Annotated in this window: 17 protein-coding genes, 1 tRNA gene and 1 pseudogene; 9 read left to right on the top strand and 10 right to left on the bottom strand. The window is 60.9% G+C overall.

Features of this window, described 5'->3' with window-relative positions:
* The first annotated feature begins 139 nt into the window (after positions 1 to 139).
* A complete protein-coding gene (locus VJ651_RS01405) occupies positions 140 to 1,492 on the top strand; it encodes a sigma-54 interaction domain-containing protein (protein ID WP_324105710.1) in 1,353 nt (450 codons plus the stop codon).
* 642 nt (positions 1,493 to 2,134) lie between these two features.
* Here the strand turns inward: VJ651_RS01405 and cydX are convergent.
* From cydX to cydP, 4 genes are read right to left on the bottom strand one after another with little or no spacing between them, the layout of a single operon-like run.
* Entirely contained in the window at positions 2,135 to 2,275 is a 141-nt protein-coding gene (gene cydX, locus VJ651_RS01410) for a cytochrome bd-I oxidase subunit CydX (protein WP_324105711.1), read from the bottom strand.
* 9 nt (positions 2,276 to 2,284) lie between these two features.
* Positions 2,285 to 3,424, bottom strand: coding sequence for a cytochrome d ubiquinol oxidase subunit II (gene cydB / locus VJ651_RS01415; RefSeq protein ID WP_324105712.1), 1,140 nt, complete (start codon positions 3,422 to 3,424; stop codon positions 2,285 to 2,287).
* Between the two features lie 9 nt (positions 3,425 to 3,433).
* Positions 3,434 to 4,984, bottom strand: coding sequence for a cytochrome ubiquinol oxidase subunit I (locus VJ651_RS01420; RefSeq protein WP_324105713.1), 1,551 nt, complete (start codon positions 4,982 to 4,984; stop codon positions 3,434 to 3,436).
* Positions 4,974 to 5,180, bottom strand: coding sequence for a cytochrome oxidase putative small subunit CydP (gene cydP / locus VJ651_RS01425; RefSeq protein WP_324105714.1), 207 nt, complete (start codon positions 5,178 to 5,180; stop codon positions 4,974 to 4,976). The genes VJ651_RS01420 and cydP overlap by 11 nt, the downstream gene beginning before the upstream one ends.
* Positions 5,181 to 5,684: 504 nt before the next feature.
* On the opposite strand from cydP, the gene petA reads away from it, so the two are divergent.
* The 3 genes from petA to VJ651_RS01440 all read left to right on the top strand — a co-directional run bounded on the left by petA (position 5,685) and on the right by VJ651_RS01440 (position 8,335).
* On the top strand, positions 5,685 to 6,293 hold the full coding sequence (gene petA, locus VJ651_RS01430) for a ubiquinol-cytochrome c reductase iron-sulfur subunit (protein ID WP_324105715.1): 609 nt from the start codon (positions 5,685 to 5,687) through the stop codon (positions 6,291 to 6,293).
* A 16-nt stretch (positions 6,294 to 6,309) separates the two neighbouring features.
* The gene (gene ccoG, locus VJ651_RS01435) at positions 6,310 to 7,740 is read left to right on the top strand and encodes a cytochrome c oxidase accessory protein CcoG (RefSeq protein ID WP_324105716.1); all 1,431 of its coding nucleotides are present in this window, start codon (positions 6,310 to 6,312) and stop codon (positions 7,738 to 7,740) included.
* Positions 7,741 to 7,813: 73 nt separating this feature from the next.
* Positions 7,814 to 8,335 (top strand): DUF2478 domain-containing protein, encoded by a 522-nt coding sequence (locus tag VJ651_RS01440; protein WP_324105717.1) that lies wholly within the window; start codon positions 7,814 to 7,816, stop codon positions 8,333 to 8,335.
* A gap of 28 nt (positions 8,336 to 8,363) precedes the next feature.
* Here VJ651_RS01440 and VJ651_RS01445 read toward each other — a convergent pair whose 3' ends face one another.
* A complete protein-coding gene (locus VJ651_RS01445; protein WP_324105718.1) occupies positions 8,364 to 12,104 on the bottom strand; it encodes a bifunctional diguanylate cyclase/phosphodiesterase in 3,741 nt (1,246 codons plus the stop codon).
* 539 nt (positions 12,105 to 12,643) lie between these two features.
* On the opposite strand from VJ651_RS01445, the gene VJ651_RS01450 reads away from it, so the two are divergent.
* Together VJ651_RS01450 and VJ651_RS01455 are read left to right on the top strand one after the other, a co-directional pair.
* Positions 12,644 to 13,144: a protein-disulfide reductase DsbD N-terminal domain-containing protein gene (locus VJ651_RS01450; RefSeq protein ID WP_324105719.1), complete on the top strand. Its 501-nt coding sequence runs from the start codon at positions 12,644 to 12,646 to the stop codon at positions 13,142 to 13,144.
* A 67-nt stretch (positions 13,145 to 13,211) separates the two neighbouring features.
* Positions 13,212 to 13,628, top strand: a complete 417-nt coding sequence (locus VJ651_RS01455) for a DUF411 domain-containing protein (protein ID WP_324105720.1) — start codon at positions 13,212 to 13,214, stop codon at positions 13,626 to 13,628.
* A gap of 64 nt (positions 13,629 to 13,692) precedes the next feature.
* Here VJ651_RS01455 and VJ651_RS01460 read toward each other — a convergent pair whose 3' ends face one another.
* The 5 genes from VJ651_RS01460 to VJ651_RS01480 form a co-directional block, all read right to left on the bottom strand.
* Complete coding sequence (locus tag VJ651_RS01460) at positions 13,693 to 14,256, bottom strand: phasin family protein (protein WP_324105721.1); 564 nt, start codon at positions 14,254 to 14,256, stop codon at positions 13,693 to 13,695.
* 53 nt (positions 14,257 to 14,309) lie between these two features.
* A complete protein-coding gene (locus tag VJ651_RS01465; RefSeq protein WP_324105722.1) occupies positions 14,310 to 16,028 on the bottom strand; it encodes an AMP-binding protein in 1,719 nt (572 codons plus the stop codon).
* Between the two features lie 196 nt (positions 16,029 to 16,224).
* Entirely contained in the window at positions 16,225 to 17,661 is a 1,437-nt protein-coding gene (locus VJ651_RS01470) for a wax ester/triacylglycerol synthase family O-acyltransferase (RefSeq protein WP_324105723.1), read from the bottom strand.
* 2 nt (positions 17,662 to 17,663) lie between these two features.
* Entirely contained in the window at positions 17,664 to 19,652 is a 1,989-nt protein-coding gene (locus VJ651_RS01475; protein ID WP_324105724.1) for an SDR family oxidoreductase, read from the bottom strand.
* Between the two features lie 468 nt (positions 19,653 to 20,120).
* Positions 20,121 to 20,197 (bottom strand) — tRNA-Arg (locus VJ651_RS01480).
* A 602-nt stretch (positions 20,198 to 20,799) separates the two neighbouring features.
* On the opposite strand from VJ651_RS01480, the gene VJ651_RS01485 reads away from it, so the two are divergent.
* The 3 genes and pseudogenes from VJ651_RS01485 to VJ651_RS01495 all read left to right on the top strand — a co-directional run.
* Positions 20,800 to 22,233 (top strand): PAS domain-containing sensor histidine kinase, encoded by a 1,434-nt coding sequence (locus VJ651_RS01485; protein ID WP_324105725.1) that lies wholly within the window; start codon positions 20,800 to 20,802, stop codon positions 22,231 to 22,233.
* A gap of 18 nt (positions 22,234 to 22,251) precedes the next feature.
* Positions 22,252 to 22,902 (top strand): response regulator transcription factor, encoded by a 651-nt coding sequence (locus VJ651_RS01490; protein WP_324105726.1) that lies wholly within the window; start codon positions 22,252 to 22,254, stop codon positions 22,900 to 22,902.
* 225 nt (positions 22,903 to 23,127) lie between these two features.
* Positions 23,128 to 24,302: pseudogene (locus VJ651_RS01495) on the top strand (hypothetical protein); the annotation flags it as partial.

The raw sequence follows: 24,302 nt of genomic DNA on the forward strand, positions 1-24,302 counted from the left end.
TACATCCTTGATTTCATAGGAGGTTTTTGGAGTGATGCCGGGTGGCGGCCGAAATCGGCAAGCACCACTGCTGCCATTGACATAGCTCCTTGACAGTGATGGCAGCACGCGTCACAGTGAAAACAGACAAGGAGCCATCATGAGCAGTTCTTCCCTCCCCCCGGTTTCCGGCACCACCCTGCGCTCGGCACCACAAGTGCAGGCCCTGGTTTCCTTCCTCGAACAGGAAGCGCAACCGATGATCGTGCTCGATCCCGAGTACAACATCCTCGCCGCAAACACCTCCTACCAGCGGCAGTTCGCGACCGCGGACAAGCCGTATATCGGACACAAGTGCTACCGCATCTCGCATCATTACGACGTCCCCTGCGACCGCGCGGGCGAGCACTGTCCGATGAAAAAAGCCTACGAAAAGCGCGGCCCGGACCGCGTGCTGCATGTCCACCATACCCCGCGCGGTCCGGAACACGTCGATGTGGAACTGCGCCCCATCCTCGACGAACAGCACGAAGTCGTGGCCTACGTCGAGCGGCTGGCGGTGGTTCGCAGCGTTTCTGCAAGGCCGAGCGCGGAAGGGCTGGTCGGATGCTCCGCCCCGTTCAACGAAGCCTTGTCCGCCCTGCAACGGGTCGCGCCGTCCATGCTGCCGGTCCTGCTGCAGGGCGAATCCGGCACCGGCAAGGAATTGTTCGCGCGTGCCGTGCATGAGATGAGCGATCGCGCCAACGGCCCCTTCGTCGTGGTCGATTGTTCCGGCCTGACCGAGACATTGTTCGAGAGCGAACTGTTCGGCCACGAAAAGGGATCCTTCACCGGCGCCAACACCCGCAAGCAGGGGCTGGTGGAAACCGCACAGGGCGGCACCTTGTTCCTCGACGAAATCGGCGACGTGCCGCTGGCGATGCAGGTCAAGCTGCTGCGCCTGATCGAGTCCGGCGCCTTCCGCCGCGTCGGCGGGCTGGAGACGCTGCGCGCCGATTTCCGCCTGGTCGCCGCCACCCACAAGCCCTTGAAGGAAATGATCACCGACGGCCGCTTCCGGCCCGACCTCTATTACCGCATCAGCGCCTTCCCGATTCACCTGCCGGCACTGCGCGAACGCGTCGACGACATTCCGCTGCTGGTCAACTCCATCCTGCAGCGCCGGCCCGGCGGCAAGGGGCGCATCAACGTGGCGCCTGTCGCGATGAAGCAGTTGCAGTCATATGCATGGCCGGGCAACGTGCGCGAACTGCGCAATGTGCTGGAGCGCGCGATGCTGTTTTGCGACGACGGCGTGATTCGTCCGGAGCATTTGCCGGCGGATCTGGGCATGAAGGCAGTCGAACGGCCGGTGTTATTGGTGCATGCTGGCGGACTGCAGGGGGAATCGGACGAGCGCCTGCGGAAGGTCATGGCGGGGTTCCGTGGGACGCGCAAGGAGCTTGCGTTTCATCTTGGGATGAGTGAGCGGACCTTGTATCGGAGGTTGAAGGCGCTGGGGTTGGATTAGGTTTTGGGATTGTTTTTTCTTCGGTGATTCGGTGCTAATGTCTCTTCGTGGATGCTAGCCGGGACTGGCCCCTGCGGGCCACCTCCTTTTTTGCTTCGCCAAAAAAGGAGGCAAAAAAGGCGACCCCAAGACGCTGCCCCTGCGGGGTTCCCGACAAAGCGATGCGCAAAGCGGGAAGCGAAATAACTCGCCCTCGCTATGCTCGGAGCTCAAACAGATTTCGCTTCTTTATCCGCTTTGCACATCGCTTTGTCGGCAGCTTCTCAAGGGGGGCTGATGAAACCCATCCCCACCCCGGCCCTCCCCTTGAAGGGGAGGGAGATGTTCGCTCTTTAGCTTGCGTTTGACAACGATAAAGGACTATCCAACTCCCTCCCCTTCAAGGGGAGGGTCGGGGTGGGGATGGGTTTAGACTCCCCCCTTTCTGACGACGCCAAAAGTGCGCCTGTCAAAACGGATCAAGAAGCGAAACCTGTCTGAGCCGAAGGCGAGTTTGTTTCGCTTCCCGTTTTGACAGGCGCACTTTTGGGAACCCGCACAGCGGGCGTCGGCAGTAGGGTCGCCTTTTTTGCTTACTTTTTTGGCGAAGCAAAAAAGTGAGCGGCCCGCCGGGGCCGGTCCCGGCAAGCCCCCACGAAGAACCTACAGCGCTGAATCACCGAAGAAAACCCCCTCCTCAAGCCCCGCCTTCACCCGCGCCTCCTCATTCTCGCCCCACATCGCGTTAAGAATCCCAAGCAGCACCGCAAACCCTATTCCCAATACCCACGCGAAATACCACATGACACGCTCCTAATAGACCGAATGCTTGTCCTTCCAGATGCTGCCGGCCGTGACCTTGCCCGCCATCACCTTGTACGCCCAGCTCGTGTAGAAAATCACGATCGGCATGAGTATCATCGTCGCCCAGAACATGATGTTCAGAGTCAGATGACTGGACACGCTGTCCCACACCGTCAGGCTGGACCGCAGGTCGGTCGACGAGGGCATCACGAACGGGAACATCGATACCCCTGCGGTGCCGATCACGCCCAGCTGCACCACGGATGACGCGACGAACGCAGCGAGCGTCCTGCCGCGCAAGCTCAGCAGCAGCGCCGCGAACGTGCCGACATAGGCCAATGCCGGCACCAGCATGTCCCATGGCTGGCGACGATAGTTGCCCAGCCAGGCGCCGGATTCGCGCACCACGGTCTTCGACAACGGGCTCACTGCGGCGGCCGCATCGACCGGCGACGTAATCACGTAACCCTGCCCGCCGACGACCAGCGAGATGCCGGCGGCGGTAAATGCCACCAGCATCAGGACGCCGAACACCATTGCAGCCATGCGCGCCCGCTCCTGCACCAGTCCGTCCGTGCGATGCGCCAGGTAGATCGCGCCGTGAAAGGTGATCATCGCGCTCGACACCACGCCGCACAGCAATGCGAAGGGATTGAGCAGCGCAAAGAATGACCCGGTATAGAAAACCTGCATGTTGTCGTCGAAGTGGAACGGCACGCCTTGCAGCAGGTTGCCGAATGCCACGCCGAAAATCAGCGGCGGCACTGCGCCTCCGGCGAACAAGCCCCAGTCCCAGGCCGAGCGCCATGCCGGGTTGTCGATCTTGCTGCGGTAGTCGAATCCGACCGGCCGGAAGAACAGCGCCCACAGTACCGCCAGCATGGCCCAGTAGAATCCGGAAAATGCGGTCGCGTACACCAGCGGCCATGCGGCGAAGATGGCTCCGCCGCCTGTGATGAACCAGACCTGGTTGCCGTCCCAGTGCGGGCCGATGGTGTTGATGACGATGCGCCGCTCGGTGTCGTCCCTGCCGACGAAAGGCAGCAAGGTGCCGACGCCCATGTCATGGCCGTCCATGATGGCGAAGCCGATCAGCAGCACGCCGACCAGCAGCCACCAGATGATTTTCAGACTTGCGTAATCCAGCATGATGTTCTCCTATGCCGCTTCGGCGAGATAACGGCCGGTGCCCAGGCTGCCCGGCCCCTGGCGCGCGAAGCGCACCATGAGAACCATCTCGGCAATCAGCAGCAATGTATAGAAACCGACAAAGCCGGCGAGCGAACCGTACAGGGACGCCACCGACAGCGTTGACACCGAGAGATGCGTCGGCAACACGCCATAGATGGTCCACGGTTGCCGTCCGTATTCGGCGACGAACCAGCCCAGCTCGCAGGCGATCCACGGCAGCGGCAGCGACCACAACGCAGCCTTCAGCAGCCAGCGCTTCTTCACGAACGCGCCGGTGATTGAATACCAGGTGGACAGCACGAACAGCAGCAGCATCGCGAAGGCGATGGCCACCATGGCGCGGAAGGACCAGAACATCGGCGTCACGCGCGGCACGGTGTCTTTCACCGCCTTGTCGACGACGGCAGGGGTCACTTGGTCCATGCTGCCGACATACTTCTTCAGCAGCAGGCCGAAGCCGAGGTCAGCCTTGTGTCGCTCGAAGCTTGTTTTTGCCGCCGCATTCTGCGGATTCGCACGCAAGGCTTCGAGCGCCTTCACGGCTTCGATACCCGACACGATGCGTTCGCGGTTCTTGATCTGGATGTCCTTGATGCCGGGAATCTGCTTGTCCAGCGAGCGCGTCCCGATCAGCCCCATCACCCAGGGAATCTGCAGCTCAAAATCGTTCTTCATCTCGGCTTCGTTGGGGAAGGCGATCAGGTTGAACGGCGCCGGCGCGGGTTCGGTTTCCCACATCGCCTCCATCGCAGCCAGCTTGGTCTGCTGCGCCTCGCCGACGGTATAGCCCGACTCGTCGCCCAGCACGATCACGGAACAGGCCGAGGCCAGGCCGAATGCCGCCGCGATGCGGAAGCTGCGCTTGGCGAATTCGACGTCGCGCCCGTGCAGCAGATACCACGACGAGATCGCCAGCACGAACATCGCGCCGGTGACATAACCGGCCGACACCGCATGCACGAACTTCGACTGCGCATCGGGATTGAACAGCACCGTCCAGAAGTCGTTCAGTTCCATGCGCATGGTCACGTAATTGAAGTGCGCGCCGACCGGATTCTGCATCCAGCCGTTGGCGACCAGGATCCACAGCGCCGACAGATTGCTCCCGATGGCGAGCAGGATGGTCACCATCAGATGCTTCTGCCGCGACAGGCGGTCCCAGCCGAAGAAGAACAGGCCGATAAAGGTCGATTCAAGGAAGAAGGCCATCAGGCCTTCGATCGCCAGCGGCGCACCGAAGATGTCGCCGACGTAGTGCGAGTAGTAAGCCCAGTTGGTGCCGAACTGGAATTCCAGCGTGATGCCGGTGGTGACGCCGAGCGCGAAGTTGATGCCGAACAGCTTGCCCCAGAAGCGCGTCATGTCCTTGTACACCACCCTGCCCGTCATGACGTACACACTCTCCATGATCACCAGGATCCAGACCATGCCGAGCGTGAGCGGGACGAACAGGAAGTGATACATCGCGGTAGCGGCAAACTGCAGGCGCGAGAGATCGACCAGTTGTTCAGCGGCCATGTTGCGCTCCTTGTTGTTCAGGTGTTGCGGGGGTGGCGACAGTGGTGATAGTGGCGCCGACGATGGCGCGCGCGGCATGTTCGGCGTCGACGTTCACCCGCTCGTCACGGACGAACATCCACCACAGCGCGAAAAGCAAAAGCATCTTCAGGATGAGCACAATGCTCAGTTCGAGGAGCAAGCGTCGGTCGGTCACGGTAATGCTCTTTTTCTTGTTGAACCGTCATGCAGTTACTCAAGATGCGTGCCAAGCCGGGGCCCGATGTCGAATCGCTTTCGTTTCAAGCACTTGGAGCCGGCTTCGCTGCGCCCGCGGCATGCCACATGCTGCCATGCCGTCAGTGATGGCAGGGCGATGCGTGGACAGCATGCGCGGGCCGGGCCTTGTTCACGGACAGGCGGCATCTAACATCATGCTAGTCAGCAATCCTGGTTTGCAGATGATCGATATCAATCAAAGCGCCACAAGCATGTATCCGCACCCTTGGGCGCTTGCGCCGCTGCGCTGCCAAACACTGTCATGACTTGACAGTCAGCCCTGACAGCGCTCGTCGCGGCGGCCGCCCGCTCTTCCAAATTCATCGTAAAAACAATGATTTGCGCGCCTCTCCACGCTTCAGCCGCGCGTGGCACGCATGTTGCGTACAGCCGGATCAGGGAATGCCGCGAGCCGCGGCATTGAATGAATCATGGGAGCGCGATGAGCATCGAAGCACAATTGGATAACGAGCGGCGCATGCTGCTGATTACCACCGGGGTCGCCGCCGCAGTACCGGCCGTTTCGACAGTCGGCGCACTGGTGAGGACCTTCCAGCCCTCCGAACGCGCCAAGGCCGCCGGCGCGCCGGTCGAGGTCGACATTGCGGATCTCGCGCCGGGAGAAATGAAGACCGTCGAATGGCGCGGCAAGCCGGTCTGGATACTCAAGCGCACGCCGGAAATGCTGGCCTCGCTGAAAGCCACCGAAGCTCAGGTGGCGGATCCCGCTTCGGAGCGCAACAAGGATGAGATGACGCCCGAATACGCACGCAATGTCCACCGTTCGATCCGGCCCGACATCCTGGTCGCGGTCGGCATCTGCACCCATCTCGGTTGCTCCCCCACCGCCAAGTTCGGCGGCAGCCCGCAGCCTTCGCTGCCCGACGACTGGGTGGGCGGATTCCTTTGTCCCTGCCACGGCTCGACCTTCGACCTGGCCGGTCGCGTCTTCAAGAACAAGCCCGCGCCTGACAATCTGCCGGTTCCGCGCCACATGTATGCGAGCGATACCCGCATCGTGATCGGCAAGGACGAGCAAGGCGAAGCCTGATGCACAGGAGAACAGAATGCGCAGCCAGAATCTGAAGGTCATCCCGATCACGCCGGCGGTCGAGACGCAGCAAGTCGAACAGAGCCTGTATCAGGCGCGGAGAAAGATCTATCCGCGTTCCGTGAAAGGCGCGTTCGTGCGCTGGCGCTGGATCATGGTCTGGCTGACCCAGGCGGTGTTCTACGGGTTGCCCTGGCTGATGTGGAACGACCGGCAGGCGGTGCTGTTCGACCTCGACGCGCGCAAGTTCCATATCTTCGGCCTGATCTTCTGGCCGCAGGATTTCATCTACCTGTCCGCCCTGTTGGTGGTATCGGCGCTCTCGCTGTTCCTGTTCACCGCGGTCGCCGGCCGCCTGTTCTGCGGCTATGTCTGTCCGCAGACGGTGTACACGGAAATCTTCATGTGGATCGAGCGCAAGATCGAAGGCGATCGCGCGGCGCGCATGCGCCTCGACCGCGAACCGCTGTCGGCACGCAAGCTCGGCCTGAAGGCGGCCAAGCACGGCTCCTGGCTGGCGGTCGCGGGCTGGACCGGCTTCACCTTCGTCGGCTACTTCACGTCGATACGCTCGCTCGCGCATCAAATCGGCGCACTCGGCCTCGGCCCGTGGCAAACCTTCTGGATCTGCTTCTACAGCTTCGCCACCTATGGCCAGGCCGGCTGGATGCGCGAGCAGGTCTGCAAGTACATGTGCCCGTACGCGCGCTTCCAGAGCTCGATGTTCGACAAGGACACGCTGATCATCACCTACGACACCGAACGCGGCGAGCCGCGCGGCGCGCGCGGCAAGAAGGCCGACCCGAAAGCATTGGGACTGGGTTCCTGCGTCGATTGCGGGCTATGCGTGGAAGTGTGCCCGACCGGCATCGACATCCGCAACGGCCTGCAATACGAATGCATCGCCTGCGCGGCCTGCGTCGACACCTGCAACCAGGTGATGGACAAGATGGGCTATGAAAAGGGCCTGGTGCGCTACACCACCCAGTACGCGATCAACAACAAGCTCGACAGGCAAGGCATATGGCGCCGCGTGCTGCGCGTGCGCACGCTGATCTATTTCACGATCCTGCTGACGATCATCTTCGCCGCCGGCCTGTCGCTGGCGCTGCGCACGCCGCTCAAGGTCGACGTCATCCGCGATCGCGGCCTGCCGCGCCTGGTGGAGGAAGGCGCGATCGAAAACGTCTACCGCCTGCAAGTGATGAATACCGACGAACGCCCGCACCACTACATCATCGAGGTGAGCGGCCTGCCCGGCATCAAGCTGTCTTCCGACGACGACTTCGATGTGCCGGCCGCAACGACCAAGGCGGTGCCGGTGCGCGTACAGGTCATGCCGCAATCCGGCCAGTCGGGCTCGATGCCGATCCGCTTTGTCGTGCGCGAAGAGCGCAACGCGGCCATCTCCGTCACGGAAAAGGCGGTATTCCTGATTCCGAAATAGACCGATCGCAAGGAGGCGGCCGCTCGCATGGATATAATGGCCCGCACCGCCCTTTGCGCTCCAAACCAGTGCCATGACACGACAACACTCCGCCGCCCTGATCTACACCCCCGACGCCGACCCTGCCCCGATGCTGGAACAGGTCGTGCGTGCGTTCCAGGCGCGCGGCGTGGCGCTGGCAGGTGCCATCCAGCATGCCCGCGGGGCCTGCGACATGGAGCTGGAGCTGCTTCCCTCCTCCACGCGGATGTCGATCTCGCAGAATCTCGGCGGCGGCTCGAAAGCCTGCCGCCTGGATGCGGCCGCCATGGCCGAAGCGTCGTCGATCGTCCGGAAAGCCATCGACAAGGGGCCGTCCCTCGTGGTCTTCAACAAATACGGCGCGCAAGAAGTGGAAGGCAAGGGCCTGCATGACGAGATCGCGCTGGCGATTTCGGCCGGCATCCCCGTTCTCATTCCCGTACCGGAACGTTTCCTGCCGCAATGGTCCGCCTTCACGGCGGGCGAATTCACCGCACTGCCCTGCAGCGCCGAAGCTGTTCTTTCCTGGTGGGATGCGCTATCGGCCGACACGAGCGCTAATCAGGCATTCTGACGAGCACACCCGCCGATTCAGTCGAGCTTCAGTCGAGCGCCTGCATCGTTTTTTCGATCGCCAATTTCCTGCCTTCCTTCAGAATTGCTTCGAAGGCATCCGGCGCCAGCGGCTTGCTGAAGTAAAAGCCTTGCATCTGATCGCATTCTCGCTGCCGCAGGTGCGCAAGCTGCTCCTCCGTCTCCACCCCCTCGGCAATGACTTTCAGGCAAAGATTGTGCGCAAGGGAAATGATCGAGTGCACGATGGCCGCATCGGCGCTATTCGACGTGATGTCATTCACGAACGAGCGGTCGATCTTCAGCACATCGATCGGGAAGCGTTTCAGGTAGGACAGGCTGGAATAGCCGGTACCGAAATCGTCGATCGACAGGTGCACGCCGAGCGCTTTCAGGTCGCGCAGCACACCGATGGCGAATTCGACATCCGTCATCACCAGGCTCTCGGTGAGTTCGATATCGAGATACTGCGGCTCCAGCCCGGTCTCCTGCAGGATGGCGGCGATCGACCGCACCAGATCCTGCTCGGCAAACTGGCGCGCCGACAGGTTGACCGCCACGCGCAGATTCCCCAGGCCGGCACGTTGCCACGCACGGTTCTGCCGGCAGGCAGTGCGAATCGCCCAATCGCCCATCGGAACGATCAGGCCGATCTCCTCGGCCAGGCCGATAAAGCGCGCCGGGGGAACCATGCCGAACTCCGGATGCTGCCAGCGGATCAGCGCTTCCATGCCGACGACGGCACCGGTCTCCAGGTCGACTTGCGGCTGGTAATGCAGGATGAATTCGCCGCGCTCGATGGCATTGCGCAGATCGCCTTCCAGACGCAGCCGCTCCAGCGCCTTTTCGTTCAGCGCCTTGGTGTAGAACTGGAAATTGTCGCGCCCGACTTCCTTGGCGCGGTACATCGCGATATCGGCGTGCTTGATCAAGGTGTCGGCATCCTTGCCGTCCGCCGGGTAAGCCGCAATGCCGATACTGCAGGTCAGGAAGAATTCATGGTTGCCGATGATGAATGGCGGCGCGATGGCATCCATGATGCGCTGCACGACATGGGTATCGAGATTTTCGTCGGGATGCTCGGACAAGACCAGCACGAACTCGTCGCCGCCAAGCCGCGCCACGGTGTCCGTATGGCGCACCGCGGACAGCAGGCGATCGGCCACCTGTTTCAGCAGTGCATCGCCGGCCTGATGGCCCAGCGTGTCATTGACGAACTTGAAGCGGTCGAGATCGACGAACACGACCCACAGCGGCGTGCCGTGACGCGAAGCAAAGGCGATTGCCTGGTTCAGGCGGTCATGCAGCAGGTTGCGGTTGACGAGCGAGGTCAGCGGATCGCGGCTGGCCTGGAACTCAAGCTCCGCTTCATAACGCTTGGTCGTGGTGACGTCGTACTTGGCGGCCACGAAGTGCGTGACGACACCCGCGTCATCCCGCACCGGTGCGATATGGATATCGGTCCAGAACATGGTGCCATCCTTGCGGTAGTTGCGGATGGTCACCTGACCTTCACGTTGCGCCAGCAGTAACGCGCGCAATTCGTCCAGCCCCGGCTGATCCTTGTCGTCGCCATGCAGGATGCGCATGTTCTGGCCGATGATGTCCTGCGCGCTGTAACCCGTCATGCGTTCGAACGCGGGGTTGACGTACTCAACCAGGTATTCCGGCGCCTTGGCACTGGCGATCACGATGCCGTTGGTACTGGCTTCGATGGCCCGCTCGCGCAGGCGGAAAGCGGCCTCCGCCGCCTGCTGGCCGCTGCGATGGCGCAGGAACTGGATGGCGACCGTCACCGCACCGGCCAGGCCCATCAGCAACTCCACCTCTTCCGTATCGAAGGCGTCGGCTTCGGCGGCATACACGTTCAGCAGACCGATGGCTTTGTCGTCGTGGAACAGCGGCAGCGCGATCTTCGAATTGAATCCCCGGCGCAAGGCTTGCTCGCGCCAGGGCGCCATGCGGGGATCGGCGAGAATATTGTTCTGGATCGTCGGCTTGAGCGTGCGCAGCGCAATGCCGACGGTGCCGACTTCCGCCGCTTCGTGAATGCCCTCTTGCAGCGATTCCGCGATGCATTCCAGATAACCGCCGTGCTCGCCGACGATACCGGCGGGCGTCACGCTGCCATCGCTGTTCAGCAATCCGGACCAGGCCATGCGATAGCCCTCGCGCACGGCCACTTCGCAGATGCCTTGCAGCAGCGCGGTCTCATCCGTGGCGGCCGCAATCTCCGCGTCGCAGGCATGGATGGCGCGCAAGGCGCGGTTGCTGCGGCGTAGCGAGGTTTCCATCTGGCGCTGCGCGGTGATGTCGCTGCCAAGGCAATCGACCCGCCCCGCTCCCGGCTCGGTGCCCGGCACATAATGCGCGTCATAGCGCATCCAGCGTACCGCGCCGTCGGGGCGCACGATCCGGAATTCCAGCGCGGCCCAGCCGATGTCGGCCACCGCCCGCGAGAAACGGATGACCCGCTTGCGGTCTTCCTGATGCACGCAGTCGAGCCAGAGACGCGGATTGTCATAGAAGGCCGGCACCGGGTGGCCGTACAGGCGCTCCACCGCGGGACTGACATAGCTCACCTTGCGATCCCGCAGATCGAAAGTCCAGAGCACCTCGTCGATCGACTCCAGGATACCGTCGAGCTGCTTCTCTTTGGAATGCAGGGACAGATAGGCTTCACGCGCACGCGCCTCGGACGCCTGGCGCGCATAGGTCTGCGAGCGCATGAAGAAGAACGCGAGGAAGCTCGTCAGGACGCCCGCCAGCGCCACAATCGGCGGCAGCCAGTACTGCGAGCGCTTGCGGAATTCGGGGCGCACCTTCAGGTTCAGATGCCAGGTGCTGCCGCCGAAGCTGAGGTCGAAGTCACGCTGCAGGCGGGCGTTGACATCGCTCACGCCGAACATCGCCGCCGACTGCTCCGGGTTGCTGTCGAAAATCAGGGACGGCGCGCCAGTGCCGGCATCCGGCTGTTCGCCGCTTCGCGCATCGAAAATTTCTATGTCGAGATCGTCGAGCAGTTTCGGGCCGAATACATTGCGCAGCATCTCGTCGACCCGGATCGCCAGAAACACGAAACCTTCGAATGCCGCGCGTCGTTGTGCAAGGTTGTCCGGCATTTCGCCGCGATAGACGGGCGAGAAAAACACCACGCCTTCGACATTGCCCGGCTCGATAAACAGGCGTACGCGCTGGCTGGCGGCCCACTCGCCGCTGTCGCGCGCGCGCTCGATGGCAACCAGACGCCTTGGATCGCTCGCCTGGTCAAAGCCGATGCCGCTGCGATTCCGTAAGAGCGGTTCGATGTACTGCACCACGAAGGCGTCGGACGTCAGGGATGAGGGAATCGGATGCAGCAAGCTGAACGGCAATTGCGCGGAGTCGCTCGCGTATTCCTTGCGCAGCAGATTCTCGAAGGCGGTTCGTCCTTGCGGTCCGACACGTTGACTGAATCCGATTGCCTGGACGGCAGGCAGGCGATCATCGAGCCGCAAGCGTTTCACACTCCGCTGAAAATCATGACGGACCATGACGGACGATGCCGTGTACTCCACCTGCACGTCATGCAAGGCTTCCGCGTAAGCGTCAAGCTGACGCTCCAGGTTGTGCTTCACATCCCGCGCGCGCACATCCAGTTGCGATGCCAGTTCCTGATCGACCAGGCGCGTCCCTTCCCAATAGACGACCGTCGACGTCAGCAATCCTGCAATCAGGAATACCCAGGCAAGACGGCGTCCCTTCCCGTCTTTCACATCCGTCGTTTTCATCGGCATTGCTCAGCACACCGTCAAGCGAGCCGAAGAGCAGGACGTGTCCGATCTGCAATCCTTGCGAAACCCTCTGCCGTCCGGACCTTTTCAGTCCTGCGGTGACAATGCCGGGCGATGCGGGAAAAGCCGAGTAATCCGGCCACAATCGAGGTAGCCGTCTGTAGCAGCACGAAGCCGAATCCGACGCCGAGGCGATGCCGGATGTTGATGCTTCCTAATGACATTATGTGGAGCTCTGGGGTGGAAGAGGATAAACCGTGCGGGACGGTGGACACGCCGGAATTTTGTTCGAGCTAGTCCTGGTTCAATTGGAAGGATACAAAAGAAATTTCTACCGAGCAACAAATATATGAGGATGGGCGCAGAAACGCAATAGCACCTAATGCGTAAGCAGTATTACTCGAATGTGTCGGAGTAAATGCGCGTGCCCTGTCGGGAAGGATGCCGCGTCCTTCAGCTCGCCTTCGGCCTCGCAAAACGGCATGTTCTTTGCTTGAATTCAATATGTGTTCGACATATGGATTGGGATTCCCGAAATGAAGAAACGATTCGCACTTTACGCGGCGGTTGCCCTGAGCCTGGGCGCGATACTGCCGGCATTGGCCCAGCAGTCGCCCGCACCCGGCGCACAAAAAGGTTTGGGCAGTCTGTTCGCCAGCCCAAAACCGGACGAACTGATCGAGCCCGACCTGGCTTTCAAGCTGAAGGTCGCCGTCAAGGGCCCGAACGCGCTGCAGGCCGAACTGCTGCCGGCGCCCGGCTACTACCTTTACAAGGACAAGATCCGCTTTGCGCTCAAGGATGCCAACGGCGTGGCCATCAGCGCGATCAAGCTGCCGCCCGGTGAAATGAAGGTCGATCAGATTTTCGGCAAGACCGAGGTCTATCGAAAAGCCGTACCGGTGGAACTGACATTGAACCGCAGCGGCAAGACCAGCAAGATCACCTTGACGGCGTCCTATCAGGGGTGCCACGAAAAGCTCGGCGTGTGTTATCCGCCGATTGAAAAAACAATCAATCTCACTCTGCCGCAATGAACGCGGGGAGCGCATTCCCGTTTTCGGGAAGCACAAACTTAGTCACCATGTCATCAAGGAAACAATCATGAAAAAATTCATCATTGCTGCGCTGCTCACTGCGACATACAGCATCGCCTTCGCCGCTGGCGAAGCGGTCACCGTCTACAAGGACAAGAATTGCGGCTGCTGCGAAGGCTGGATTGCCCATCTTCGCGAAGCGGGTTTCAAGGTCAAGGCCGTCAACTCGGACGACATGTCATCGATCAAGAAACGCTTCGGCGTTCCCGAATCGATGATGTCCTGCCACACCGCCGTCATCGACAAGTCGGGGCAGGTCATCGAAGGCCATGTACCCGCCACGGCAGTCAACAAGCTGATCGCCCGCCCCGCCGTGAAAGGCGTCGCGGTGCCCGGCATGCCAACCAATGCGCCCGGCATGGGCAAACAGGACGGCTCGCTGATCACCTACGATTTCGCGGGCCGGTCCTTCTCGATGGACTGAATGCTGCAAATTCCTCGGGCCGGCCTGGCGCACCACGCCACGGCCGGCACCGCAGCGAAAACCGTCAGTGGCTCATCCGGCTCGGTGCCGTTGCCGTTCCCCTGCGCGCCGAGACTCTTGGCGCAACCTTCGCCGAGCCTGCCTTGGCAGCCTTCGTCGCAGCCGGCTTCTTCGCAGCCTTGGCGGCAGGCTTTTTCGCCGCAGCTTTTTCAGGCGCCTTCTTGGCAGCGAGTGCGTCGACCGACTTGCGCAATTCGCTGACCTGCGTGGTCAGCGCCTTGATATCGCTTCGGTTCGGCACGCCCAGCGCATGCAAGGCATGCGACACGCGCTCTTCGAACACGTTCTCCAGTTTTTCCCACGAACCGGAAGCCTGAACGCCGAGATTTTCCGCCATATTCCTGACGGCGCCGGTCAGTCCGCTGACCTTGTCCTCGGCGAGATTCTGCGCGTGCCGCTGCACTTCCGCGCCTTCCTGAACCAGTCTGGAGAACATCTCCTCACCTTCTTTTTGCGCCTTGGCAAATGCGCCCAGCCCGGCCTGCCAGATCTGCTCGGCCGAATTGCGCACCGCTTCAAAAAATCGGGGATTGTCCAGATGCTCGGATCTGCTCGATTTGCTGTTCATGTTGATTCCCTTCGTCGTCTTGGCCAGATGGATAAAAACGAGACTTCATGCGCTCAATACGCTTCCTGCACGGAACCGCTCTCTGCAACATCGCCCCGCGTCGCGTGCTCCTCTTCCTCCCTCACGATTCGCCGCAGTATCTTTCCGATGTTCGACTTCGGCATCGGACTGTTCCGGAACACGACATACTTCGGCACCTTGTAGGGCGTGAGGTTTTTCCTGCAATGTTCGATAATCTCTTCGACGGTGAGCGCCGGATCCTTCCTGACGATGACCGCCTTGACCGCTTCATTGGATTGCGCGTCGACAGCGGGTATCGCCGCCACTTCGAGCACGGCCGGATGCATCGCGATCACGTCTTCCACTTCATTGGGGAACACCTTGAAGCCGGAAACGATGATCACGTCCTTCTTGCGGTCCATGATCTTCACGTAACCGTTGTCGTCCATGAAGCCGATATCGCCGGTGCGCAACCAGCCGCCGTCGGTGAACACATGCGCGGTTTCTTCCGGCCGGTTCCAGTAACCCTTCATCACCTGCGGCCCGCGCACGCAGATCTCTCCGGTCGTCCCGAGCGGCAGCTCATTGCCCTCGTCATCCATGATCGCCACCTCGGTCGACGGAATGGGCAAGCCCACCGTGCCGGTGTACTTGTCGATATCGAGCCGGTTGGCGCACACGATGGGCGAAGTCTCCGTCAGGCCGTAGCCCTCGATGATGGGCATGCCCACGACCTGATGCCATCTTTCTGCCACCGCGCGCTGCACGGCCATGCCGCCGGCGACAATGATCTTGGCGCCGCTCACGTCCACGTGCTCGAAGCCCGGCGCATTGAGCAAGGCATTGAACAGCGTATTGACGCCGATCATCGCGCTGAACTTCGTATGCTTGAGCTCCTCGATGAAGGCAGGCAGATCGCGCGGATTGGTGATCAGCAGATTGGTCGCACCCAATGCGAAAAACGAAAGCATGGCGGTCAGCGCGAACACATGATAGAGCGGCAAGGGAATGACCGCCGTCTCCTTTCCCTCTTCCAGCACGCCGGAAATCCAGGCGACAGTCTGCTGCACATCAGCAAGGAGATTACCGTGCGTCAGGATCGCTCCCTTGGGCACGCCCGTCGTCCCGCCGGTGTATTGAAGAAAGGCCATATCCTCGCCATTCAACGGGACATCGAGCAAGGGCATGGGCTCGCCGCGATGCAAGGCATCCGGCAAGGCGACCGCATCCTCGATGTGCCATTCAGGGACCATGTGCTTGACATGGTGAACGACGAAATTCGCGATCTGCGCCTTCGGAAAATGGAGCAGATCGCCGACGCGGCTGACGACGACATGCCGGACTTCGGTTCTCGGCAGCACTTCCTGCACGATATGGGCGAAGTTATCCAGCACCACAATCGCCTTGGCGCCGGAATCGGCGAGCTGGTGCTGCAGTTCGCGCGCGGTGTACAGCGGATTGGTATTGACCACCACGCATCCGGCGCGCAAGGCGCCGAACAGCGCAACCGGCTGCTGCAGCAGATTGGGCAGCATGATCGCAATCCGGTCGCCTTTCTGCATGCCGCAGGCCGTCTGCAGATAGGCCGCGAACGAACGCGACAGATGCTCCAGCTCGCCATAGGTAATCGACGCACCCATATTGCTGAACGCCGGCCGTTTCGTAAACCGCGCGCAGGCCGATTCCATCATCGTCTTGAGCGAAGCGCCTTCGTCCACAGGGATCTGCGCCGGCACACCGGCCGGATAGCTCTTCAACCAGATCTTTTCCATGAGCACACCCGATCAATCAAGCTGCGAAGTGCGACGCTTTATTGCGCCGTCTGCTCCGACTCTCCCGTATTTGTTGAGAAGATGCTCTTGAGTGCGCAGCCACTCTTTGCGCTAAATCAGTTGATGCACAATCGTGTTGAAAACCTGCCCCTCCGATGTGCGAAACATGGCGCCGTGCGCCGCCGGCACGGCGATGTCAGAGATCGCTTCGCGCCGGTTCGCCAGGCCAGGACATGAGCAATGCCGCCAGCAGCGTGGCTTCAAACTCATCCGTGAAACGCCTGACGAGCGTGGCCGGATCCGGTACGCGCTGCACGTCCGTGGCGACGCCGAAGTCGACGTTCCCCGCATAGCTGAGGATACTGATGCCCATGCCGATGCCGCCCGATTGCGGCACCCAGAACACCTGGCGCTCGATTCTTTTTCCTGCGAAATACTGCGGCTCCGCAGAGCCGCGCACATTGGTGATCACCGCACTCGCGTTGGCGGCCAGCGCCTCAAGCACGCGCTCCTTCATGTCCTCCGGCAATAGCCCCATGCTGATCAGAATGCCCATGGCGACCAGCGGCTGCTTCGAGCCCTTCAGCTCGTTCATCCGCTTGTGCATTTCCAGCATGCGCTCGACCGGATCCTCGACCCCGACCGGCAGACTGACGAATACCAGGCTGAAGTCATTCCCCAGTTCGGCCACCCGGCCCGGCGGGCGCTGATTGACCGGCACCAGCGCGCGAATCTCCACGCCGTCGACATCGTCGCCCTGCTCCAGCAAATAAGCCCGCAAGGCGCCGGCCACACAGGACAGAAGGACGTCATTGACCGAACATCCGAACGCCTCGGCCACCGCTTTTACCTCGAACAGCGAGAGCGGCGATGCCCACGCAGCCCGTTTCATCACCCCCATCGGCCCCTTGAAGCGGGTGGGCGAATCCGGGGTCATGCCGGCAATTACGGCCGCATCCCGGGCCAATCCGAGCCCCGCCTCGCCATACTGAACAAGACGGAAAGGTTCCGATACAAGCCCCCACCCGGTACTCGCCAGCGTTTGCGCGGCGCGATAGGCCCCACTCACGACTTCCGATGCCGGCCCCAATATGCGCTCCCATGCGCTGCGCGTGTCGTCGTTGCGTCCCAGGTCGCCCAGCGGCTTGCGCGGATTGCGGGGCTCCGTATCGGTCATTGCCGCCAGGACGTACATGAGTGCAAAGCCATCGCCATAGCTGTGATGTATCCGCATCACCAGCGCGCTGCCCGGCTCCGTATCGATAACATGAAATTGCCACATCGGCTTGCTTGGATCGAGCGGCGTGCTGATCAAATCGCTCACCACCTCTTCCAGATCACCGGAACGCGGCAAGGCGATGTGGCGCACATGCCAGTCCAGATCGAAATACGGATCGGCCGCCCAATAGGGCGAACTGCCGCGCACCGCGCGTTGCGTAAAGCGCCGGAAGCACAGCATGCGCTTACGTATCACCTCGCGCACGTCCTCCAGATCCAGCCTGTCCGCGAATGTCATCATGCCGCAGATCATCATCAGGTTGGTCGGACGATCCATCCGCAACCAGGCGGCATCAATCAGCGACATCGGCTCGCGTTCGGTCATCACCAGGTCCATTTGATGGAAGGTCGCCAAGATCAGAAGTGCAGGCCGCGCAGCAGGTTCTGCATTGCAAGCCGCTCCGCGGACGGCGGCGCTGCCTTCGCGCCCTCCTTGCCGGCTGCCGGTTCCGTTTCGGCAAACATGCGAAACATGGAGTTAAGGATGAGCTGCGCCACGCGCGGCGTGAGCGCGTGGATTGCCTGTCCGGCGACGCCCACCCGCGTCGCGATGCGCACCGGCGCGTGGATGATCGCCTGCACCACGAGATCGGCCGCCTCCTCCGGCCGCAAGGCGCTGATATCGCGATAGACGGCGGTCGGCGCAATCATCGGCGTACGCACCAGCGGCATGTTGATGGTCGTGAACTTGATCCCGACGTCGGCAAACTCGGACGCCGCGCATAAGGTCCATGCATCCAGCGCCGCCTTCGAAGCAACATAGGCGGAAAAGCGCGGTGCGTTGGTCAGTACGCCGATGGACGAAATGTTCACGACCTGTCCGGAGCGGCGTGCCACCATCGACGGCAGCAATCCCATCGTGACTCGCAGTGCCCCGAAGTAATTCAGTTGCATGGTTCGCTGAAAATCATGGAAGCGGTCAAAGCTGGCCTCGATCGACCTGCGTATGGAACGCCCGGCGTTATTGACAAGAATATCGACACCGCCGCGCTCGGCGAGCAGGACTTTCAGAAAGCGATCGCAATCCTCCATGTCCGACAGATCGACCTGATAGGTGCCCAGCTCGAAGCCGCGCTCGGCAACCGCGCTTTTCGCCGCCGCCAGCTTTGCCTCGTCGCGTCCGCAGATCAAGGTGACCGCGCCGGCTTCCGCCAGCTTGTGCGCGGTCGCGAGGCCGATACCGGACGACCCGCCGGTCACCAGCACCGTTTTTCCCGCCACCCGGCCACGCAGGCTGCGATCGACAAACAGATCAGGGTCGAGATGGCGTTCCCAGTAATCCCAGATGCGGTCCGCATAGTCTTCCAGGCGCGGACATGCGATGCCGCTATCCTTGAGCGCAGCCGCTGCCTGGCGATTGTCGAAGCGCGTCGGGTAATTGACGAACTGCATGATATTGTCCGGAAGCCCAAGGTCCGCCATGGCGGCATCCTTGATCTTGCGTACCGGTTCCATCTCCATCACGCCGCGCCGAATTGTCTCGGGGATAAAGCCGAACAAGGCGCCGTTGATCAGCAGGCTCATGGTCGGCGCATGCGCTGAGCGCGCAAAGACATTCAACACTTCGCCCACGCGCAAGGGCTTCGGATCGGTCAGATGGAAGCACTGCCGGTCAAGCCCGGGAAGATGCGCGATATGACACATCGCATCAACGACAAAATCGACCGGCACGATGTTGAGCCTCCCGCCCTCCAGGCCCACGGACGGCATCCAGGGCGGCAGAATCTGCCGCGAACGCTGGATGAGCTTGAAAAAATAGTACGGACCGTCGATCTTGTCCATTTCTCCCGTGGACGAATCGCCGATCACCATGCCTGGGCGATACACACGCCATGGCACCTCGCATTCGTCGCGCACGATCTTTTCCGAATCATGTTTGGTCTTGAAATACGGATGATCGAGGTTCTCCGCGTCTTCAAACATGTCTTCACGGAAGCTGCCCTGATACAAGCCCGCAGCCGCGATCGAGCTGACATGATGAAAACACCCGGCCCGCCACTGCTTGGCGAGCGCGACCGCGTGACGCGTGCCTTCGACGTTCGTCACCACCTGCGGCGCGGCTTCCGCATTGAGATCGTAAATCGCCGCAAGGTGAAAGAAGTGATCGATCTTCCCGGACAGGGCGTCCAGATCGCTGTCGGCAATGCCGAGGCCCTTCGCGCGCACGTTGCCGAACACCGGTACGGCCCTTCCCTCCTCGACGCCCCAGAAATCAAACAAGGCAGGAAGCTTGTCGCGGCTCTCCTCTCGCATGAGGAAATAGACGGTGCCATCCCCCCGCGCCAATAACTTTCGAACCAGCCTTTTTCCGATAAAGCCGGTACCCCCGGTAACGAAATATCGCATGGCGCCTCCTAGCAACAGCTATGGCAGTCGGTGCCTGTATCGGTGGGAGCGTCGGCGGATCGCGCGGGCGAGCCCAACTTGAACAGGCTCCTGGCAGGAAGAGATGAACGGCGAAGAGTCGACTCATTATCCCGTGCAAGTCCTTGCGGCGGATTTGAACGAAATCAAAGGCCGGTGACTGAGTGCGATCAAAGTTTGCGCTCGGACATTGGCGAAAAGCGAGCGATGATCGGGAATCGAATATCGTTCGGCGGGCATGCAGATGCCTTGGCGGCATCCGTCCGGCAGGCATTGCTTCGAGGCGCGGCTGCGATTGAGCGCAACAATGACTCATCGACCGGAGAGGCACAACAAGCCGACGGCTCGAGCGCACACGAGGAAGGCGCAGTCACCGCGCGCCAAAAGAAAAACGGGTTAGCGCTTTTAACGCTAACCCGTTTTTGGTGCCTGATTTCTCAGGCATATTTCTGGTGCGGCTGGCAGGAATCGAACCCACGACCCCTTGGTTCGTAGCCAAGTACTCTATCCAGCTGAGCTACAGCCGCGTAAAACGAAATTATAGCACTCATTCAACAGGGATTGGAAGCCCCAGTGGGAAGGATTTTTCATGGCATGGTTTTCGGCGAAGGCCTTCCCTTGACGACGCCGATTTCGACTGTGGCCGGAGTCCAACAGTCATGCCGCCGACGTAGATTTCTTCCTTCACATGGCGTCTGGTGATTCCCGTAGAAAAAACTTGTGATAAAGTCGTCCAGATAAAAAGTTTCCGGATGCCACGTTTTCACCGTCCGCCTTTTCAACACGCCGAAGGACAAGCCAATGGAACGACCGCACATTCCTTCACTCCGCGTGGAGCAATCGGCGCTGGCGACGCGCAATACCTCGTGGCGCTGGCGACGCGCAATACCTCGTTCCGCAACCTCCGTCCTCCGCTACCGACATCTGCTGACCGCTTCTGTCGCATGACAACTCATAAGGCACGAGAATTGCTTGCAGGAATGAAATGCGATCGAGGACATGGCCACCATATCAGCAAGCCGATACCGGAACACCCGGCGAGCATTTAATACAGTCCTTTTTCCTGAGTGGCCTCACCTCGGGTCGCCGCAATGAGTTCGAGAAGACATACAGTGAAAGACCAATCGACATGATGCAAGCGGAATGGCTGCCGATTGTCATGCAGGGCTCGTTCAGCGAGATCTACGTCGTGGATTGCGACAGCTTGCGATTCGTGGAAACCAACCAGGCCGCGCGCAAAAATCTGCAATACAGCGCCGCAGAACTGTCGGCGATGACGCCTATCGGGATCGCGCAAAGCCTCTCCAGGGAAGTACTGGAGAACATCCTGTTCCCGCTGCGTTGCGGCCGTTCGCATCGCGCCGCACTCGAGACGGTCCATACGCGCAAGGATGGATCGAGCTATCCGATTGAATTCCGCCTGTTCTACTGTCCATCCGATACCGCGCCGGTCTATATCGCCATCGGCAATGACATCAGCGCGCGCCACGCATCGGCCAAGGCACTGCGCATCAGCGAAGCGCGCTTTCGCGCCATCGTTTCCAACACGCCGGGGCTGTTCTTCCAGTTCCTGAAAAAGCCCGACGGCAGCACCTCATTCCCGTATTTGAGCGAAGGCTGCCGCGCGCTGCTGGGCGTCACTGCGGAACGCCTGCGCGCCGACTCCGCCCAATTTCTCGAACTGATCGTGCCCGAGGACCGGTCCTCGTATCTCGAATCCATGGCAACGTCGGCCTCCGAAATGAAAGAGCTGAACTGGGAAGGTCGCATCTGGGTCGAGAAGTGGAAGGACATCAAATGGATCAACCTTCGCTCCACGCCGCGCGCCCTGCCCGGCGAAGGCGTGCAGTGGGAAGGGATCATGACCAACATCACGCAGAGCAAGCTGGAAGAAGCCGAAATCAAGCGCTCGCGCGAACAACTGGCCGAACTGTCCGCGCATATCGAGAGAGTCAAGGAAAAGGAGCGCACCCGCATCGCGCGCGAAATCCATGACGACCTCGGCGGCAACCTGACCGCGATCAAGATGGCGCTTGCGCTGGTGAAGAAGCGCCTTCCCGCGGGCGATCCGACCCTGGCCGACAAGACTGACTATGTCGATGCATTGGTGGACCGCACCATCGAGGCCATACATCGCATCTCGGTCGACCTGCGTCCGAGCATTCTCGATTTCGGGATTGTCGCGGCAGTCGACTGGCAGGCAAAGGAATTCGAGAAGCAGTTCGGCATTCCGTGCCGGTTCTCGTCGAACAAGAAGGAAATCGACCTGCATCCAGATCAAGCAACGGCGCTTTTTCGCATTTTTCAGGAAGCGCTTACCAATATTGGGAAACACGCGCGTGCCAGCCAGGTAACAGTCCGGCTGGCACGTACCAACCGCAACGTACGTCTGGCAATCACGGACAACGGCTGCGGTATCGCAACCAAGGACCGATTGAAGCCGAAATCCTTCGGTATTCGCGGCATGGTAGAGCGAGCAAACGCGCTGGGGGGGAATCTGTCGGTCAGCAACGCCCCTGAGGGAGGGACCGAAGTGGCGCTCAAGATTCCATTATCGGAATGACAATTTGAAAGTAGTGTTATGACAGCATGCGAAACAATAAGAATTCTGATTGCAGATGATCATGCGATCGTGCGCGAGGGATTGAAGCAGATCCTGGCGGACACCAAGGACATGGTCGTAGCCGGCGATGCCGAAAACGGCCACGACGCCATCAAGCTCGCCCGCAACGGCGACTCCGATGTGCTGCTGCTCGATATCTCGATGCCGGACAAGAGCGGCATCGAGGTTCTCAAGCAGGTCAAAAAGGATGCGCCCAAGCTTGCCGTGCTGATGCTGTCCATGCATCGCGAGGACCAGTACGCGATCCGCTCGCTCAAGGCCGGCGCCGCCGGTTACCTGAACAAGCAGAGCGCTCCGGCCGAACTGGTCGACGCCATCCGCCAGGTTGCTTCCGGCCGCAAGTACATCAGCCAGGCACTCGCACAGGAGCTCGCCAATCAGGTCGGCGATGAAAATCGCGAGGTACCCCCGCATGAAACCCTGTCCGACCGCGAATACCAGACCCTGATCATGATCGCTTCCGGCAAGACGGTCAGCGACATCGCGACGGAGCTGACGCTCTCGGTGAAAACGATCAGCATGTATCGCTCTCGCCTGCTGCAGAAAATGAAGATGCGTCACAACGCGGAACTGACGCATTACGCGATCAAGAATCATCTGGTCGAGTAGCCGCATGTCCCTCGACGCCTTGGGATGGCACACCTCCCAAGGCGCTGACAAAATCGCACGAGACCGCATGCGAAGCGCGGCCTCGCCGGCTTTTATCCACCGGACCAAAGCCCAAAGTAGGCAGAATTTCAACTCCTAATCCGGCTATCGGCGGTACGTGAACTGGAATAGTATTGTTCCTTATTCGGGCGCGAAGGCATTGCGTACCGGGCATCACGCACCGCCATGCAAGACAAGACACAGAAACCGGAACAACAGAGTCCCGCCGATATCGCTCGCGAGGCATTTCGCCGTCTCGCGAGCCGCCGCATTGCGCCTACTCCGGATGCCTACCGCGAAATCTATGACGAAATCCTCGGCGTAAGCCGCCAGTCGAGCGCAGAAAAAATTCTTGCCGACCATGTCGCGAACCTCGCGAACGCGACCGAGGACATCGCGCGCTTTGCGACGCCCATGAAACGCGCACTCGACAATCGCGATTGGCAGGAATATGGCAAGAGCCTGACCGAACTGCTCGAGAAGCATGTCAGGGTTTCGACCGAACTGGTGACCGCACATGCGAAAGCAGCGTCCAACACGCCAGCGGAGAAAGCGCCAGGCGCACGCGCCTCCCCCGGTATATCGCTGGTGGATGAACTGCCGCCCGAACCCGCGAAGTCGCGCGCGATTCCGCTGGTCGACGATCCCGCGCCCGCAGTATCCCGGTCCGCGTCGATTCCATTGGTCGACGATGTCGCACCGTTGCCGGCCAAGACGAAATCAATCCTGCCAAGCTCCTCCGCGGCACCGGCCATCGATGAAAGCCGGCAGATGCTGCTGTTGCGCGACCTGCTGACCCGCACGCTGACACTCGCCGTCGGATCCCTGCTGCGCGGCACACCGGCGCTGCAGAAAGAGTCGGAAGCTCTCGCCGAAGCGATCAAGGACGCTCGCACGGAACAGGCACTCACCGACATCAGCACCCGCCTGAAGCAGCTCTGCTTCAAGGTCGAACTCAAGAGCGAAGACATGGCGGAAGAGCATGAACTGCTGCTGCGCCTGTTCAAGCTGCTGCTGGAAAATGTCAGCGAACTGCTGGACGACGACTCCTGGCTCAGCGGCCAGATCAGCAGCGTGCAAGAGCTGCTGTCCGGCCCGATCACGCACAGCGCGTTGATGGATGCAACGCGCAGCCTGAAGGAAGTCATCTACAAGCAGAGCCTGCTCAAGCACAGCCTCGCTGAAGCCAAGGTCACGGTCAAGAACATGATGATGACCTTCGTCGACCGGCTGAGCGCGGTGGCGACCAGCACCGGCGATTTTCATCAGAAGATCGGACAGTACTCGCAAAAGATCAGCCAGGCAAAAGGCATCGTCGAACTCAACACCATCCTCCAGGATGTCATGCGCGACACCAAAGT

Source organism: Noviherbaspirillum sp., from assembly GCF_035254865.1.
GTDB lineage: Bacteria > Pseudomonadota > Gammaproteobacteria > Burkholderiales > Burkholderiaceae_D > Noviherbaspirillum.